The organism is Hydrogenophaga sp., from assembly GCF_030158645.1.
Classification (GTDB): Bacteria; Pseudomonadota; Gammaproteobacteria; order Burkholderiales; family Burkholderiaceae_C; genus Hydrogenophaga.
In genome coordinates this window covers 27,399-42,460 of record NZ_JAOASO010000013.1, presented here as the reverse complement: position 1 = coordinate 42,460, position 15,062 = coordinate 27,399, and the positions used below count along the sequence as shown (strand labels likewise).

Genomic DNA, 15,062 nt, shown 5'->3' with positions numbered 1-15,062 from the left:
ACGGTGTGCGTTGAAGGATCAGGCGCGCCAGCTTGGCGCGCGTTTGTCGATGAAGGCCTGCACGCCCTCTTGCGCCACGGGGTGCGCCATGTTGCAGGCCATGGTCTGCCCGGCGAGCTGGTAGGCCGCTTCGATGCCGGTCTCCAGCTGGCGGTAAAACAGCGCCTTGCCCATGGCAATGGCTTCGGGAGGTTTGGCCAGGATGCGGTCCACCAGGGTGGCCACTTCTTCGTCCAGTGCGTCGGGTGCCACCACCCGGTTGACGAGCCCACGCGCGCAGGCCTCGTCGGCCGAGATGAAATCGCCGGTGAGGAGCATTTCCATCGCCTGCTTGGGCAGGATGTTGCGCGACAAGGCCACGCCCGGTGTGGCACAGAACAGACCCACGTCGATGCCGTTCACGCCAAAGCTCGCGGCCTCGCTGGCCACCGCCAGATCGCACTGCGCGACCAGCTGGCAACCCGCCGCAGTGGCCAAGCCTTGCACGCGCGCGATGACCGGCACCTCCAGCTGGCGGATCGCCAGCATGAGCCGTGAGCAGCGCGCAAACAGCGCCTGGTAATAGGACCGCTCGGGGTTCGCCCTCATTTCCTTGAGGTCGTGTCCGGCGCAAAAAGCCTTGCCGCTGGCAGCGATCACGACCAACCGGGCTTGTGGATCAGCGGCCACCGCGGCGATGGCCGCCTGCAGCGCGGCGAGCATCGCTTCGGACAAGACGTTGAAGCTGCGCGGGGTATTGAGGGTGAGCGTGTGCACACCGCGCTCGTCGCGGGTGTGCATCAGCACGGCACCGTCAGCCGTGGGAGGTGAAGCGTTGGCGGTGTGGGTCATCGGCGCATTATCGGACGCCCATCCGCCGCCGAAGTTCAAACGTCGGCCAGCACCCGCAAATGCGCTTCCACGCTGCGGCCCAGCGCGCTCAGCGCGTAACCGCCTTCGAGGCAACTCACGATGCGGCCCTTCGCGTGGCGCTCGGCCACCTCCTTGATCCGCATCGTCATCCACGCATAGTCCTGCTCGACCAGACCGAGCTGCGCCATGTCGTCTTCGCGGTGGGCGTCGAAGCCGGCGCTGATGAAGACCATCTGCGGCTTGTGCGCGTCGAGCCGGGGGATCCAGCTCATGTCGATCAGCTCGCGGATGTCCATGCCTTTGGTGTAAGCCGGCACCGGCAGGTTGACCAGATTGGCAGCGGTGGAATGCTCACACGCCGGATAGAACGGGTGCTGGTAGAAGCTGCACATGAGGATGCGGTCGTCGCCCGCCACGATGTCTTCGGTGCCGTTGCCGTGGTGCACATCGAAATCGATGATGGCCACGCGTTTGAGACCATGACGCTCCAGCGCGTATTTGGCGGCCACCGCCACGTTGTTCACGAAGCAGAAACCCATGGCCTGATTGCGCGTGGCGTGGTGGCCGGGTGGGCGCACCGCGCAGAAGGCGTTGGGCATTTCGCCCGCCATCACCGCGTCGGTGGCGTCGATGGCGGCACCCGCGGCCATGAGGATGGCGTCCCAGCTGTGGGTGTTGATGGAGGTGTCGGGGTCGACCTGCGCGTGGGTCGGGCCGCCGGCTTTGATCTCGTCGCGCAGGTTGTCGCTCAGGCCGCGCAGCGACGCCAGGTGCATGCGGCCGTGGGCGAGTTCGAGGTCGGCCATGGAGGCGGCGGTGGCCTCGCGGCGCTCCAGCGCCACGTCGAGTCCGCTCATGAGCAAACGGTCCTCGATCGCGTCCAGACGCTCTGGGCATTCCGGGTGACCGGCGCCCATTTCGTGTCTCCAACAATCCTTGTGGGTGAAATACCCGGTGGCCTGGCCCATAACGGTTTTACGGTAAGGTTCGCGGCATGCAAGCCGACACAAAAATTCAACAATTGCTGAATCAGCTTAACACGGTGATCGTGGGCAAATCGCAGCAAGTTTCAGACTGCGTGGCCTGTCTTCTGGCCGGCGGCCACCTGCTGATCGAAGACGTGCCCGGCGTCGGCAAAACCACCTTGGCGCACGCGCTGGCCCGCTCGTTCGGCCTGCAGTTTTCGCGGGTGCAGTTCACAGCCGACCTCATGCCGTCCGACCTGGTGGGCGTGTCCATCTACGAGCGCGGTCGTGAAGGCTTTGTGTTCCACCCCGGCCCGGTGTTCGCCCAGGTGCTGCTGGCCGACGAGATCAACCGCGCCAGCCCCAAGACGCAGAGCGCGCTGCTGGAAGCCATGGAAGAAAAACAGGTGACGGTGGAAGGCGAAACCCGAGCCCTGCCCGAGCCCTTCTTCGTGATCGCCACGCAGAATCCGCACGACCAGCTGGGCACCTACGCGCTGCCCGAATCCCAGCTGGACCGTTTCCACATGCGCCTGTCGATCGGCTACCCCGACCGAGCCGCCGAGCGCGAACTGCTGCGCGGCCAGGACCGCCGCGACATGCTGGACAAGCTGCCGCCCGCCTTGACGCCGGCCGACCTCGCTGCCTTGCAGCACACCGTGAGCCAGGTGCACACCGCCGAGCCGGTGCTGGAGTACCTGCAAGACCTGGTGGCCGCCACGCGCAACGGGCAGTGGTTTGCGCAAGGCCTGTCGCCGCGCGCGGCGCTCGCCGTGGTGCGCTCGGCCAAGGCGCAGGCCTATTTGAGCGGGCGCGACTACGTGGCGCCCGACGACATCGCCGCCATCCTGCCGCAGACGGTGGCGCATCGGCTGATTCCGGTGCGCGATGCGGGGCGCGGGCCGGTGGAGCAGGTGCGCGCCATGCTGGAAGCCATTCCGCTCCCTTGACATGGTGGCCACCGCTGCGCGCTCGCCCGCTGGCGCCCTCACCTTGCAACCCTGGCGTCACCCGTGGCGCACGCTGCGTGCCCACCTGCAGACCTGGTGGCACAACCGTCTGCCCAAGTCCGACACGCTCACGCTGACCCAGCGCAACGTCTACATCCTGCCCACCCGCCCGGGCTGGATGCTGGCCATCACCCTGCTGCTGCTCCTCGTGGCCAGCATCAACTACCAGCTCAACCTGGGCTACCTGCTCACCTTCTTGCTGGCCGGCAGCGCGGTGGTGGGCATGCACGTGTGCCACGGCAACCTGCGCGGTACCACGCTGCTGCTCACGCCACCCGAGCCGGTGCATGCCGGGCAGGCGGTGGCGCTCACGGTGCGCCTCTCCAGCGATCGCCAGCGCACGCGCTACGGCCTCGGCATGGGCGTGATCGGCGCAGACCCCAAGCACGCACCCCTGGCGTGGACCGACGTGCCTGCACAGGGCAGTGCCCAGCTGCAGGTGAGCTTTCCGTCGCCCGAGCGCGGCTTGCACCCGCTGCCGCCACTGACCGCGCAGACCCTGTTTCCACTCGGCACCTTCCGCGTGTGGACCGTGTGGCGGCCGGCCTCGGGTGTGCTCGTGTACCCCGAGCCCGAGAGTCACCCGCCACCGCTGCCCCCGGGCGAGCCGCAAGCCGGCAGCTCGGGCGCGGCGCGTGTGCAGAGCACCGGTGAATTCGACGGCGTGCGCGCCTACCGCCGGGGCGATCCGCTCAAGGCGGTGGTGTGGCGCAAGGCCGCGCAGGCGTTCTCCAGCGGGCGCGACGATCTCGTGAGCCGCGACGCCTTGTCGCACCAGCGCCACCAGCTCTGGCTGGACCACGCGCAGTGCGGCGGCGCGGGCCTGGAAGCGCGGCTCTCGCGCCTCACGGCCTGGGTGCTCATGGCCGACCGGCAGGGGCTCGACTACGGCCTGCGCGTGCCCGGCCGCGAGATCGCACCCGACCAAGGGCCGGCCCACCGCGCGCGCTGCCTGGAGGCACTGGCCATATGTTGAACAACGAAGCAACCGGTTTTGCCGCCGGGCCGCCCCAAGGCAAAACGCGCCCCCTCGGGGGGCAGCGACCCGCGCAGCGGTGGAGCGTGGGGGCCACTCTACCCAGAGACACGCGCGACACGCTCTTTTTGCTCGCCGTCATCGGCTGGGTGGCCTTCATGCAGGTGGGTCACACGCCGTGGTGGTGCACCGCGCTCACCGCCGGTGTGCTGGTGTGGCGCACCACGCTCGCGCTGCGCGGCCTGCCGCTGCCCGGCTGGCCGGTGCGCGTGGGCTTGCTCTGCATCACGCTGGCCGCCACCTTCATGACCCACAGCACCCTGCTCGGGCGCGACGCGGGCGTGACGCTCATCGTGGTGCTGCTGGCGCTCAAAACCCTGGAGATGCGCGCGCGGCGCGACGCCTTCGTGGTGTTTTTTCTCGCCTTCTTCACGCTGCTCACACACTTCTTTTATTCGCAGTCGCTGTTGACGGCGGCGGGCATTCTGGTGGCGCTGCTCGGTTTGCTCACCGCGCTGGTGAACGCCCACATGCCGGTGGGGCGCCCGCCGCTGGCGCAGGCCGCGCGCATCGCCGGTGGCATGGCGCTCATGGGTGCGCCCATCATGCTGGTGCTGTTTCTGCTGTTTCCGCGACTCTCGCCACTGTGGGGCGTGCCGGGGCAAGACGAAACCGGGCGCAGCGGCCTCTCGGGTTCCATGAAGGTGGGGCAAATCGCGCAACTGGTTCTGGAAGACAGCATCGCCTTCCGCATCCGCTTCGAGGGCGCACCGCCGCCGCAAGGCCAGCTGTATTTCCGCGGCCCGGTGCTCAGCAGCTTTGACGGCAGCGAATGGCGCGCGCTGCGCTCAGGCTTCCCACCGTCGATGGCATTGCCCGCCGACCTGCAGGTGTCGGGCCCGCCCGTGCGCTACGACGTGACCATGGAGCCCAGCCGCCGGCCCTGGCTGTTCGTGATGGAGTCCACCCCGCAGGCGCCCGAGGTGCCCGACAACGCAGTGCGCATGAGCAACGAGCTGCAGTGGTTCACCCAGCGCCCGCTCAACACGCTGGTGCGCTACAGCGCCGAGAGTTACCCCAGCTTCCGCCACGGGCCGCTGTCGCAGGTGGTGAGCCTGCAAGACCAGATTGAACTGCCCGGCGGCTTCAACCCGCGCACGCTCGCGTTGGCCCAGGCGCTGCGGCGCGAACACGGCGCCGGCCCCGAGGCCAACCCCCAACTCATCGACGCCGTGATGAACCGCCTGCGCACCGGCGGCTACACCTACACGCTGGAGCCCGGCGTGTATGGTGCCAACACCGCCGACGAGTTCTGGTTCGACAAACGCGAAGGTTTCTGCGAACACATCGCCAGCAGCTTCGTCATTCTCATGCGCGCGCTCGACATCCCGGCGCGCATCGTCACCGGCTACCAAGGCGGCGAACTCAACGGCCTGGACGGCTACTGGACCGTGCGTCAGCGCGACGCCCACGCCTGGACCGAAGTCTGGTTGCAGGGCCAAGGCTGGGTGCGCGTGGACCCCACGTCTGCCGTGGCGCCGGGGCGCATCGGTTCGCTGGAGCGCCTGCGCGCACCGCAAGGCGCGCTGGCCGGCGCCATCGGCAACCTCAACCCCAACCTCGCTGCCCAGCTGCGCGCCGCCTGGGAAGCCATGAACAACAGCTGGAACCAGTGGGTGCTCAACTACACCCAGGGCCGCCAGTTGGACCTGCTGAAAAACCTGGGCTTCCAATCCCCCAGCTGGGCCGACCTGGCCTACGTGCTCATCGGCGTGGTGGTGTTCGTGAGCTTGCTGGGCGCCGCGTGGACGCTGTGGGAGCGCCAGCAACACGACCCCTGGCTGCGCCTGTTGCGCCGCGCCCGCGCGCGCCTGCACAAGCTGGGCGTGGAGAGTGCCGAGCACACGCCCCCGCGCGAGCTCGCTCGGCGCGTGCAAGACCACTGGGGTCACGGGGGCGCCGCCGCGCCGCTTGCACAATGGCTGCTGCGGCTCGAAGCCCAGCGTTACGCGCGACCCGGCGCCGGCCATGCCACGCTGGCCAGTCTGCAGAGCGAATTTCAACGACTGGCCTGGCCGAAAAGTCCCGACACCTGACAACGAACCCCACCACCAAGGCACCCCTTGTTTCATGTGAACCGTCTCCTCTGTGCCCTCGCCTCCGCCCTGCTGGTGAGCGCACCGGTCCTGGCCCAATCACCCGCCAAGGCCCGGCCCAACAACGCGGCCAAAGCCGCACCCGTCTTCACCTACGACCAGAGCGAAGCCGCCATGGCCTTCGCCACCGACCTGGCCGTGCGCCGCAACCTCGATCCCGCCTGGGTGCGCCAGCAGATCGGCCAGGCCCAGCGCATGCCCAACATCATTCGCCTGATGCAGCCCGCGCCCACCGGCACGCCCAAAAACTGGGCCGCCTACCGCGCCCGCTTCATCGAACCCATTCGCCTGCGCGCCGGGCAACGATTCTGGGAAGACAACCGCGAAACACTGGCCCGCGCCGAACTGGAATACGGCGTGCCCGCCAGCCTCATCGTGGGCGTGATCGGCGTGGAAACGCTCTACGGTCAGCACACCGGCAACCACCGCGTGATCGACGCGCTGAGCACACTGGCCTTCGACTTCCCGGCCAGCCACCCGCGCGCCAGCGCGCGCACCGAGTTCTTCAAAAGTGAACTCGAACAATTCCTGAGCCTGAGCGAACGCACCGGCACCGACCCGCTGAGCCCGCGCGGCAGCTACGCCGGCGCCATGGGCTGGCCGCAGTTCATGCCCAGCAGCTGGGTGAAGTACGCCATCGACTTCGACGGCGACGGCAAGGTGGATCTGTTTGACAGCCAGGCGGATGTGATCGGCTCGGTGGCCAACTACTTCAAGGCCTTCGGCTGGCAAACCGGCATGCCCACCCACTACCCGGTGAGCTTCGACACGACCAAGCTCCAGCTGGACACCCTGCTCGCCCCCGACATCCTGCCCAGCTTCAGCGTGGAGAGCTTCACCGCCAAAGGCGCCGTGCTCGACGGCCCCGCCCTGCAACACCCCGGCAAGCTCGCCCTGGTGCTGCTGGAAAACGCCGGCGCTGCGCCGACCTATGTAGCGGGCACGGAGAACTTTTACGTGGTGACGCGCTACAACTGGAGCAGCTACTACGCGCTGGCGGTGATCGAGTTGGGGGAGGCGGTGCGGTCGTTGATGCCGGCGCGCTGAGGGTCGAGACGAAACCCGTCAACCCATGCAAACGGGGGCCGAAGCCCCCGTTGTTCAGTCGACGAACACCGATCAGATGGCGTTGCGGCGGCGCAGGGCACCGGCGGCCAACAGGGCCACAGCCACCAGGGCCAGCGTGCCCGGCTCGGGCACTTCGCTCGATGCCAGGTCAGCGGTGCCCACGAACTGGGCGCGGAAGGCGCCAGGACCACCGTTGTTCTGGATCACGAAAGACAGCGTGTTCAAGCCAGCGACGAAACCACTGTCGAGCGTGAAGGCGTGCAACTGGTTGAAGTTCTGCACCACCACGCCCATCAGTTCGTCGCCGGTGCTCACGCCGTTCAGCAGAATGTCCAGGCCCTGGTTGTCAGCGCCCCACAAGCCGTTCAGCACAGCGGTGCTGGCGTTCAGGCCGGTCAGGTCGAAGGTGGTGGTGAAGGTGTAGGTCTGGTTGCCTTGCGCGTTGTTGGCCCAGATCCACTGCGACGTGGCGTTGTTGGCCACGTAGGCGGCGTTGGTCACCACGATCGGTGCCGTGCTCAGGCCGATGGTGTAGTGCGTGTCCGAACCGCCGAGCGCCAAACCACCCAGACCGACGCCTGCGGCGTTGACGCCGGTGTTGAAGATGGAGATGGGCGCGGCGAAAGCAGCCACGGGGACCAGCGCGGCTGCGGCCAGGGAAAGGGTGGCGACCGCGTGCTTGAAATTGAACGTCATGTGAACTGTATCCAACTGGGTTGATTTGTGCCTAGATGTTAATCACTATGCAGGTTCTGTGCCGGATAGATTTATCCATATGAATCAATGGACTTCCGGGATTTCTCTCGGGTCCGAACGTCAGCGTGTAAACGATCCCGACAGTAAGCGAATCAGCCACCGTGATGGAGTTCACGGCCCACAAAGACCGGCTGCGGACCAGCGCGCGATGCCCGCGAACCACCCAACCCTGCACGCGACAGCTGGGTTGGCACTGAAGTTGCTGCATCCTGACCCAGAGAGGCGCTGTGCCCAGCACACGCCAGCCTTGAAGACCGCTAGGGTTCCGGGCTCAGATCGCTTGCCGAACTGAGCTGTCTGGTCCGAGAGCAGTCGGCCACCATCGCGTGGTTCCACGGAGGGACAAAAGCCCGGGAGACGCTTGCGCTGCAAAGCCCATGCCTCTCCGCCTTTTGTCCCCCGCTCAGGAGCCCCGCATGTCCTTGCCTCTTGCCCCCCCCGCCACGGCGCCGCGCGCTGTTGGTGCACCCACCCGGCCCAGGAAACGCTCCAACCTGTTCATCGTGCGCGCCGGCATCTCGCGGCGCACCTATTGGGTGCTTGCGCTCACCGGTTTGTTCACACCTTTGGTGCTTTGGGCGGCGGTCGGCATCTGGGGCGGGATCGACCCGGTGTTCATGCCCACGCCGCTGGCGGTGCTGGCCAAGACCTGGACCTGGGCCACCGAGACGGGGCTCTTTGAAGACATGGGCATCAGCACTTACCGCGTGGTGGCGGGTTTTGTGCTCTCGGCGGTGATTGCGCTGCCGCTGGGCTTGTTGATCGGTTCGTTCCGCTCGGTGCAGGCGCTGCTGGAGCCGCTGACCGATTTCATCCGCTACATGCCGGCGGTGGCTTTCATTCCGCTGGTGATGCTGTGGGTGGGCATTGGCGAGGGTTCGAAGATCGCCATCATCTTCATCGGCACCTTTTTCCAGATGGTGCTGATGGTGGCCGAAGACGTGCGCCGCGTGCCGGCCGCGCAGGTGGAAGCGGCGCAGACCATGGGCGCCAGCCGCAGCGAACTGATTGAAAAGGTGATCTTGCCAAGCGCCAAGCCCGCGCTCATGGACACCTTGCGCATCACCATGGGCTGGGCCTGGACGTACCTCGTGGTGGCCGAGCTGGTGGCCGCCAACTCGGGCCTGGGCTACGCGATCCTGCGCGCGCAGCGCTTCCTGCAGACCGACACCATCTTCGCCGGGATCATCGTCATCGGCCTCATCGGCTTGGTCACCGACCAGCTGTTTCGCTGGGGGCATCGACGTGCGTTCCCCTGGCTCTACCTGAAAGGCTGAAGCCATGAGCACCGCCCACGTTCCCCTGCCCAAGATCGTCATCCGCAGCCTCACCAAGCGGTTTGACGGCGCCGCCATCAACGCGCTGGAAGGCATCAACCTCGACATCGGCGAGAACGAGTTCGTCACCTTCGTGGGTGCGTCGGGCTGCGGCAAGTCCACGCTGCTGCGCACCATCGGCGGGCTGGAAACCCAAACCAGTGGCGACCTGCTGGTGGACGGCCGCGCGGTGGACGGCCCGGGCATCGACCGCGCCATGGTGTTCCAGCACTACAGCCTCTACCCCTGGATGACGGTGATGGAGAACATCAAGTTCTGCCGCCGGCTCAAGGCCCACACCGACGGCAGCAGCTCGAGCGATGTGGAAGCCGCATCAGGGCGCGCCGACGCATTGCTGCGCCTGATGGGTCTGCAGCCCGTGGCCAACGCCTGGCCCAACCAGCTCTCGGGCGGCATGCAGCAGCGCGTGGCGATTGCGCGCGCGCTCATGGGCCGCCCCGACGTGGTGCTGATGGACGAACCGTTTGGCGCGCTCGACGCGCAAACCCGCGAGGTGATGCACGACCTGATCCGCTACGTGCACAAGCTGGAGAAAGCCACCATCGTATTCGTCACGCACGACGTGGAAGAAGCGCTCTACCTGGGCTCCCGCGTGGTGTTGATGGCGCCGCGCCCGGGCCGCATCGACACCATTTACGACGTTCCTTTTGGCGACGAGCGCGTGCAAGACCTCAAGCACGAGCCCGCGTTTGTGCAGCTCAAGCGCGACATCCTGGAACGCATCCGCGAGACCTCGGGCATGAAGACCGATCTGGAACAGCTGCAACGCCTCTCGGGCGTGGGCGTTTGATTTTTCAAGGAGACACCACATGAACCCACAAGACATCGCAGACCCGCTCACCGTGGTTCCGCCCAACCCGCCGCCGGCCGCGCCCGTGGACACCCCCGCGCTGTGGCAGCGCTTCCCCGCCGCGGCGCTGCAAGGCGTGGACACCGCCAAAGCCATGTGGAGCGAGGTGGTGCCCGGCGGCAGCCACTGGAGCTGGCGCATGCCGCGCGGCAGCGCCATCCGCTTTGTGGCGCTGGAGGCCGGGGCCAACGTGAGCCTGGTGCTGTATTCCGCGTTGGAAAAGCTGGAGCGCTACAACATGCCCGACAGCCTGAAGGCGCAGCACACGGCGCACTACACCCAGGGCCATGTGCTCATGAGCGACATGGGCCGCAGCATGGCCAGCTTCACGGCCGACAGCCTGGGCTGGCACGACCCGCTGGGCGCCCTGCTCGATGCCGAGCTGATGCAGCAGAAATACGGTGAGAAGCGCTACGAGCACGCGCGCAACGCCATGCACCGTTCGGGCAAAGACGGCCTGCTGATCGAGATCGGCAAGTACGGCCTTACCAAGCGCGATCTGATCGCGCCGGTGAACCTGTTCAGCAAGGTGGGTGTGGACGCACAGGGGCGCTTTGCCTTTGTGCCGGACCACGCCAAAGCCGGCGACTTTGTGGAACTGCGCTTCGACATGGACGTAATCCTGGCCATGAGCACCGCGCCGCACGGGCTGGACACCGCGCCCACCTACGCGCCCAAGAAGGTGGGTTTGCTGGCCTGGCGCTGCGGCGCTGCGCCGGCGAACGATGCGTGCCGCGCCTTCCGCCCGGAGAACGCGCGCGCCCTGCACAACACCGACATGCTGTACCTGTGAGGAGCCCCCGATGAACACCGAAGCCACCGACATCCGCATCCTGGAGAGCAGCCTCGACCCGGCCCACGCCGTGATGGACCAGCGCCACCCGGCGGGCGAGCCCATCCTGTTTGAAGTGAAGCGTGGGCAGACGCTGCGCATCGTCGACCTGGAGGGCAACCAGGCGGCCGATGTGCTGTTCTACAACCGCCACGACCCAGCCGAGCACTACAGCGCCACCAACACCATGCAGCGCCAGGGTGGCATCTACCTCACCACGGGTTCGGTGATCCGCAGCAACGACGGCAGCGCCATGCTCACCATCGTGGCCGACACCTGCGGCCGCCACGACACGCTGGGCGGCGCCTGCGCGGCCGAGAGCAACACCGTGCGCTACGCGCTGCAGAAGAAGTTCATGCACAGCTGCCGCGACAACTACCTGATCGCCCTGCAACACGCCGACGTGGGCCTGGGCAAACGCGACCTGGTGCCCAACATCAACTTCTTCATGAACGTGCCGGTGACAGCCGACGGCGCGCTGAGTTTTGAAGACGGCGTGTCGGGCCCGGGCAAGTACGTGGAGATGCGCGCCGACATGGACGTGTGGGTGCTGATCAGCAACTGCCCGCAACTGAACAACCCGTGCAATGCCTACAACCCCACGCCCATCCAGCTCCTCGTGTGGAACCCGGCTTGAACCTTCGCCGATGCGCGCAGCGGGACGACCCGCTGCCGCGTGACCCTTTCGCAGGACGGCCTGCCCTCTTCGATCCAAGGTTCCACCCATGTTCAGCAAGGTCCTGATTGCCAACCGCGGCGCCATCGCCTGCCGCATCATCCGCACGCTCAAAACCCTGGGCGTGCAGAGCGTGGCCGTGTACTCCGAAGCCGATGCGCAGGCCCGCCATGTGCGCGAGGCCGACGAGGCGTATGTGCTGGGCCCGGCCCCGGCGGCCGAGAGCTACTTGCGTGCCGACCGCATCCTGCAGATTGCGAAAGACTGCGGCGCGCAAGCCATCCACCCTGGCTATGGTTTCCTCTCCGAGAACCCGGCGTTTGCCGAAGCGTGCGAAGCCGCGGGTATCGCCTTCATCGGCCCTGCGCCCGCGCAGATGCGCGCCTTCGGCCTCAAGCACACGGCACGCGCTCTAGCCGAGCAGCGGGGCGTGCCGCTGCTGCCGGGCTCCGGCCTGTTGACCGACGTGGCGCAGGCGCAGAGCGAAGCGGCGCGCGTGGGCTTTCCGGTGATGCTCAAGAGCACGGCGGGCGGCGGCGGCATCGGCATGCGGCTGGTGGGGAACGCGACCGAACTCACCGACGCCTTCGACTCGGTCGGGCGCATGGCGCAGGCCAACTTCAAGGACGCGGGCCTGTTCATCGAAAAATACGTGGAGCAGGCGCGGCACATCGAGGTGCAGGTGTTCGGCGACGGCGCAGGCGGTGTGATCGCCCTGGGCGAGCGCGACTGTTCGGTGCAGCGGCGCAACCAGAAGGTGATTGAAGAAACCCCCGCGCCGGGCCTGAGCGACGCGCAGCGCAGCGAGCTGCACGCCACCGCCGTGCGGCTGGCCCAGGCGGTGAACTACCGCTCGGCCGGCACGGTGGAGTTCGTCTACGACGCGTCCACCGGTGCGTTCTATTTCCTCGAAGTGAACACCCGCCTGCAGGTGGAACACGGCGTGACCGAGCAGGTGTGCGGTGTGGACCTGGTGGCGTGGATGCTGCAGCTCGCGGCCGGCGACCTGCCGCCACTGCACACGCTGCAACCCTCACCCAAGGGCGCGTCGATTCAGGTGCGGCTGTACGCCGAAGACCCGGCAAAGAACTTCCAGCCGAGCGCGGGCCTGCTCACCGAGGTGGTGTTTCCCACCGATGCGCGGGTGGACAGCTGGGTGGAGCGCGGCACTGAGGTGCCCGCCTGGTACGACCCCATGCTGGCCAAGCTGATCGTCACCGCCGACACGCGCGACGAAGCGCTGACCAAGATGGAAGACGCGCTGGACGCCACGCGCCTGGCCGGCATCGAAACCAACCTGGGCTACCTGCGCCAGGTGGTGCGCGACCCGGTGTTCCGCGAGGGTAGGCAGGTCACGCGGTTTCTCTCCACCTTCGCCTACCACCCGGCCACCATCGATGTGATCGAACCCGGTGTGCAGACGAGCGTGCAGGACTGGCCGGGCCGCCAGGGCTACTGGGACGTGGGCGTGCCGCCCAGCGGCCCCATGGACATGCACGCTCACCGCGCGGCCAACGCGCTGGTGGGCAACACACCCGACGCCGCCGCGCTGGAGATCACGCTGGCCGGGCCCACACTGCGCTTCAACACCGCCACGGTGGTGGCGGTGACGGGTGCGCCCGCCAAGCTCACGCTGAACGGCGAAGTGGTGCCGATGTGGCAGGCCATTGACGTGCCCGCGGGCGGCACGTTGGCCGTGGGCCGCTGCGAACACGGTGTGCGCTTGGCACTGGCGGTGGCGGGCGGGCTCGACGTGCCGCTGTACCTGGGCAGCCGCAGCACCTTCACGCTCGGCCAGTTCGGTGGACACGCCGGGCGGCATCTGCGCACGGGCGATGTGCTGCACCTGGCGGGCGCGGCGCAGCAGGCGCCCACCCCCGAGGTTGTGATCCCCGATTACTCAAACCACTGGGACATCGACGTCCTCTACGGCCCGCACGGCGCGCCCGACTTCTTCACGCCCGACGACATCACGATGTTCTTCGGCACCGACTGGAAGATCCACCACAACAGCAGCCGCACCGGCGTGCGCCTCATCGGCCCCAAGCCGCAGTGGGCGCGCACCGACGGCGGCGAGGCCGGCCTGCACCCGTCGAACATCCACGACAACGCCTACGCCATCGGCGCGATCGACTTCACCGGCGACATGCCGGTGATCCTCGGCCCCGACGGCCCGAGCCTGGGCGGCTTCGTGTGCCCGGCCGTGGTGCTGCACGACGAGCTGTGGAAGCTGGGGCAACTGCGCCCCGGGGACACGGTGCGGTTTCACCGACAGGCCAACTCACCACTGAGCCCCATCCTCGACGACCGCGCAGCGCAAGGCGACCGCCCGCGCCGCGTGATCCGCCAGGCCGGTGATCGCTACATCCTCATCGAGTTCGGCCCGCTCACGCTGGACCTGGAACTGCGCATGCGCGTGCAGGCCTTGCTGCACGGCCTGCAAGAGAAGCAACTCCACGGCGTGATCGACCTCACCCCCGGCATCCGTTCGCTGCAGGTGCACTTTGATCCGGCCCTGCTGCCGCGCGAACAACTGCTGCGCACCGTGGCGGAGGTCGACGACGCGCTGCCGCCGGTGGACGAAATGGTGGTGCCTTCGCGCACGGTGGTGCTGCCGCTGAGCTGGGACGACCCGCAGACGAAACTCGCCATCGAAAAGTACATGCAGTCGGTGCGGCTGGACGCGCCCTGGTGCCCGAGCAACATCGAGTTCATCCGCCGCATCAACGGGCTGGACAGCATCGAAGACGTCTTCAAGATCGTGTTCGACGCGCGCTACCTCGTGCTCGGCCTGGGCGACGTGTACCTGGGCGCGCCGGTGGCCACGCCGCTGGACCCGCGCCACCGCCTGGTGACCACCAAGTACAACCCCGCGCGCACCTGGACGCCCGAGAACGCCGTGGGCATTGGCGGCGCCTACCTCTGCGTCTACGGCATGGAAGGCCCGGGCGGGTACCAGTTCGTGGGCCGCACGCTGCAGATGTGGAACCGCTGGCGCCACGGCACACCGGGCTCCGACTTCGAACAGCCCTGGCTGCTGCGCTTCTTCGACCAGATCCGCTTCGAGCCGGTGAGCGAAGACGTTCTCAAAACCATCCGCGCGAACTTCCCGCACGGCGGCTACGCGCTGCGCACCGAAGAAGGCACCTTCAGCCTCAAGGACTACCGGCGCTTCCTCGCCGACAACGCCGGGAGCATCGGCGCCTTCAAAGCCACCCAACAAGCCGCCTTCGAAGCCGAGCGCGAACGCTGGGTGGCCGCCGGGCAAAACGACTTCAACAGCGACGACGCCGCCGCCAGCGCGGGCGTGGCCGACGAGGTGGACCTGCCCGAGGGCGGGCGCGTGCTAGCCACCAGCGTGCCGGGCAACGTGTGGAAGGTGGCGGTGAGCGTGGGCCAGCAGGTGCAGGCCGGCGACGTGCTGCTGGTGATCGAGTCCATGAAGATGGAATTCAACTTGCTTGCACCTGCCAACGCCACGGTGCACAGCCTCATGTGCGCGCAAGGCGGTGCGGTGTCGGCCGGGCAGAACGTGCTGGTGCTGATCGACGAAGCCCTCTGAGTCCAGAACAACCACGGAGTGA

General features: G+C 67.4%; 12 protein-coding genes and 1 riboswitch. Of the genes, 9 read left to right on the top strand and 3 right to left on the bottom strand.

Features of this window, described 5'->3' with window-relative positions; genetic code table 11:
• Positions 1-18 precede the first annotated feature (18 nt).
• Together Q1W68_RS00870 and Q1W68_RS00865 are read right to left on the bottom strand one after the other, a co-directional pair.
• The gene (locus Q1W68_RS00870) at positions 19-831 is read right to left on the bottom strand and encodes an enoyl-CoA hydratase (RefSeq protein ID WP_300715433.1); all 813 of its coding nucleotides are present in this window, start codon (positions 829-831) and stop codon (positions 19-21) included.
• A gap of 35 nt (positions 832-866) precedes the next feature.
• Complete coding sequence (locus tag Q1W68_RS00865) at positions 867-1,820, bottom strand: histone deacetylase family protein (RefSeq protein WP_300647953.1); 954 nt, start codon at positions 1,818-1,820, stop codon at positions 867-869.
• A gap of 26 nt (positions 1,821-1,846) precedes the next feature.
• Between Q1W68_RS00865 and Q1W68_RS00860 the strand changes: the two genes are divergently transcribed.
• From Q1W68_RS00860 to mltB, 4 genes are all read left to right on the top strand, one after another.
• Complete coding sequence (locus Q1W68_RS00860; RefSeq protein WP_300647951.1) at positions 1,847-2,767, top strand: MoxR family ATPase; 921 nt, start codon at positions 1,847-1,849, stop codon at positions 2,765-2,767.
• Position 2,768: 1 nt separating this feature from the next.
• Positions 2,769-3,803 (top strand): DUF58 domain-containing protein, encoded by a 1,035-nt coding sequence (locus Q1W68_RS00855; RefSeq protein WP_300715432.1) that lies wholly within the window; start codon positions 2,769-2,771, stop codon positions 3,801-3,803.
• An 86-nt stretch (positions 3,804-3,889) separates the two neighbouring features.
• A complete protein-coding gene (locus Q1W68_RS00850; protein WP_300715450.1) occupies positions 3,890-5,899 on the top strand; it encodes a DUF3488 and transglutaminase-like domain-containing protein in 2,010 nt (669 codons plus the stop codon).
• 174 nt (positions 5,900-6,073) lie between these two features.
• Positions 6,074-7,006 carry a lytic murein transglycosylase B gene (gene mltB / locus Q1W68_RS00845; RefSeq protein ID WP_300648299.1) on the top strand — a complete coding sequence of 311 codons (933 nt, stop codon included), beginning with the start codon at positions 6,074-6,076 and terminating at the stop codon, positions 7,004-7,006.
• Positions 7,007-7,078: 72 nt separating this feature from the next.
• On the opposite strand, the gene Q1W68_RS00840 is transcribed toward mltB, so the two are convergent.
• Positions 7,079-7,723 (bottom strand): PEP-CTERM sorting domain-containing protein, encoded by a 645-nt coding sequence (locus Q1W68_RS00840; protein ID WP_300647944.1) that lies wholly within the window; start codon positions 7,721-7,723, stop codon positions 7,079-7,081.
• A 306-nt stretch (positions 7,724-8,029) separates the two neighbouring features.
• Positions 8,030-8,142, top strand: a riboswitch (guanidine-I (ykkC/yxkD leader).
• A gap of 57 nt (positions 8,143-8,199) precedes the next feature.
• Here Q1W68_RS00840 and Q1W68_RS00835 point away from each other — a divergent pair.
• From Q1W68_RS00835 to Q1W68_RS00815, 5 genes are all read left to right on the top strand, one after another.
• The gene (locus tag Q1W68_RS00835; protein WP_300647942.1) at positions 8,200-9,060 is read left to right on the top strand and encodes an ABC transporter permease; all 861 of its coding nucleotides are present in this window, start codon (positions 8,200-8,202) and stop codon (positions 9,058-9,060) included.
• A 4-nt stretch (positions 9,061-9,064) separates the two neighbouring features.
• Entirely contained in the window at positions 9,065-9,910 is an 846-nt protein-coding gene (locus Q1W68_RS00830) for an ABC transporter ATP-binding protein (RefSeq protein WP_300715431.1), read from the top strand.
• A gap of 154 nt (positions 9,911-10,064) precedes the next feature.
• Positions 10,065-10,763 (top strand): urea amidolyase associated protein UAAP1, encoded by a 699-nt coding sequence (locus Q1W68_RS00825; protein ID WP_300715449.1) that lies wholly within the window; start codon positions 10,065-10,067, stop codon positions 10,761-10,763.
• Between the two features lie 31 nt (positions 10,764-10,794).
• The gene (locus Q1W68_RS00820) at positions 10,795-11,439 is read left to right on the top strand and encodes an urea amidolyase associated protein UAAP2 (RefSeq protein WP_300715448.1); all 645 of its coding nucleotides are present in this window, start codon (positions 10,795-10,797) and stop codon (positions 11,437-11,439) included.
• Positions 11,440-11,527: 88 nt separating this feature from the next.
• The gene (locus Q1W68_RS00815; protein WP_300715430.1) at positions 11,528-15,040 is read left to right on the top strand and encodes a 5-oxoprolinase/urea amidolyase family protein; all 3,513 of its coding nucleotides are present in this window, start codon (positions 11,528-11,530) and stop codon (positions 15,038-15,040) included.
• The last annotated feature ends 22 nt before the right edge of the window (positions 15,041-15,062 follow it).

Bases quoted from the DNA above. Each gene is read 5' to 3' on its own strand.
- Q1W68_RS00825 (WP_300715449.1), top strand. From the start codon at position 10,065: ATGTGGAGCGAGGTGGTGCCCGGCGGCAGCCACTGGAGCTGGCGCATG.
- Q1W68_RS00840 (WP_300647944.1), bottom strand. From the start codon at position 7,723: ATGACGTTCAATTTCAAGCACGCGGTCGCCACCCTTTCCCTGGCCGCA.
- Q1W68_RS00860 (WP_300647951.1), top strand. From the start codon at position 1,847: ATGCAAGCCGACACAAAAATTCAACAATTGCTGAATCAGCTTAACACG.
- Q1W68_RS00870 (WP_300715433.1), bottom strand. From the start codon at position 831: ATGACCCACACCGCCAACGCTTCACCTCCCACGGCTGACGGTGCCGTG.
- Q1W68_RS00855 (WP_300715432.1), top strand. From the start codon at position 2,769: ATGGTGGCCACCGCTGCGCGCTCGCCCGCTGGCGCCCTCACCTTGCAA.
- Q1W68_RS00815 (WP_300715430.1), top strand. From the start codon at position 11,528: ATGTTCAGCAAGGTCCTGATTGCCAACCGCGGCGCCATCGCCTGCCGC.
- Q1W68_RS00865 (WP_300647953.1), bottom strand. From the start codon at position 1,820: ATGGGCCAGGCCACCGGGTATTTCACCCACAAGGATTGTTGGAGACAC.
- mltB (WP_300648299.1), top strand. From the start codon at position 6,074: ATGGCCTTCGCCACCGACCTGGCCGTGCGCCGCAACCTCGATCCCGCC.
- Q1W68_RS00830 (WP_300715431.1), top strand. From the start codon at position 9,065: ATGAGCACCGCCCACGTTCCCCTGCCCAAGATCGTCATCCGCAGCCTC.
- Q1W68_RS00835 (WP_300647942.1), top strand. From the start codon at position 8,200: ATGTCCTTGCCTCTTGCCCCCCCCGCCACGGCGCCGCGCGCTGTTGGT.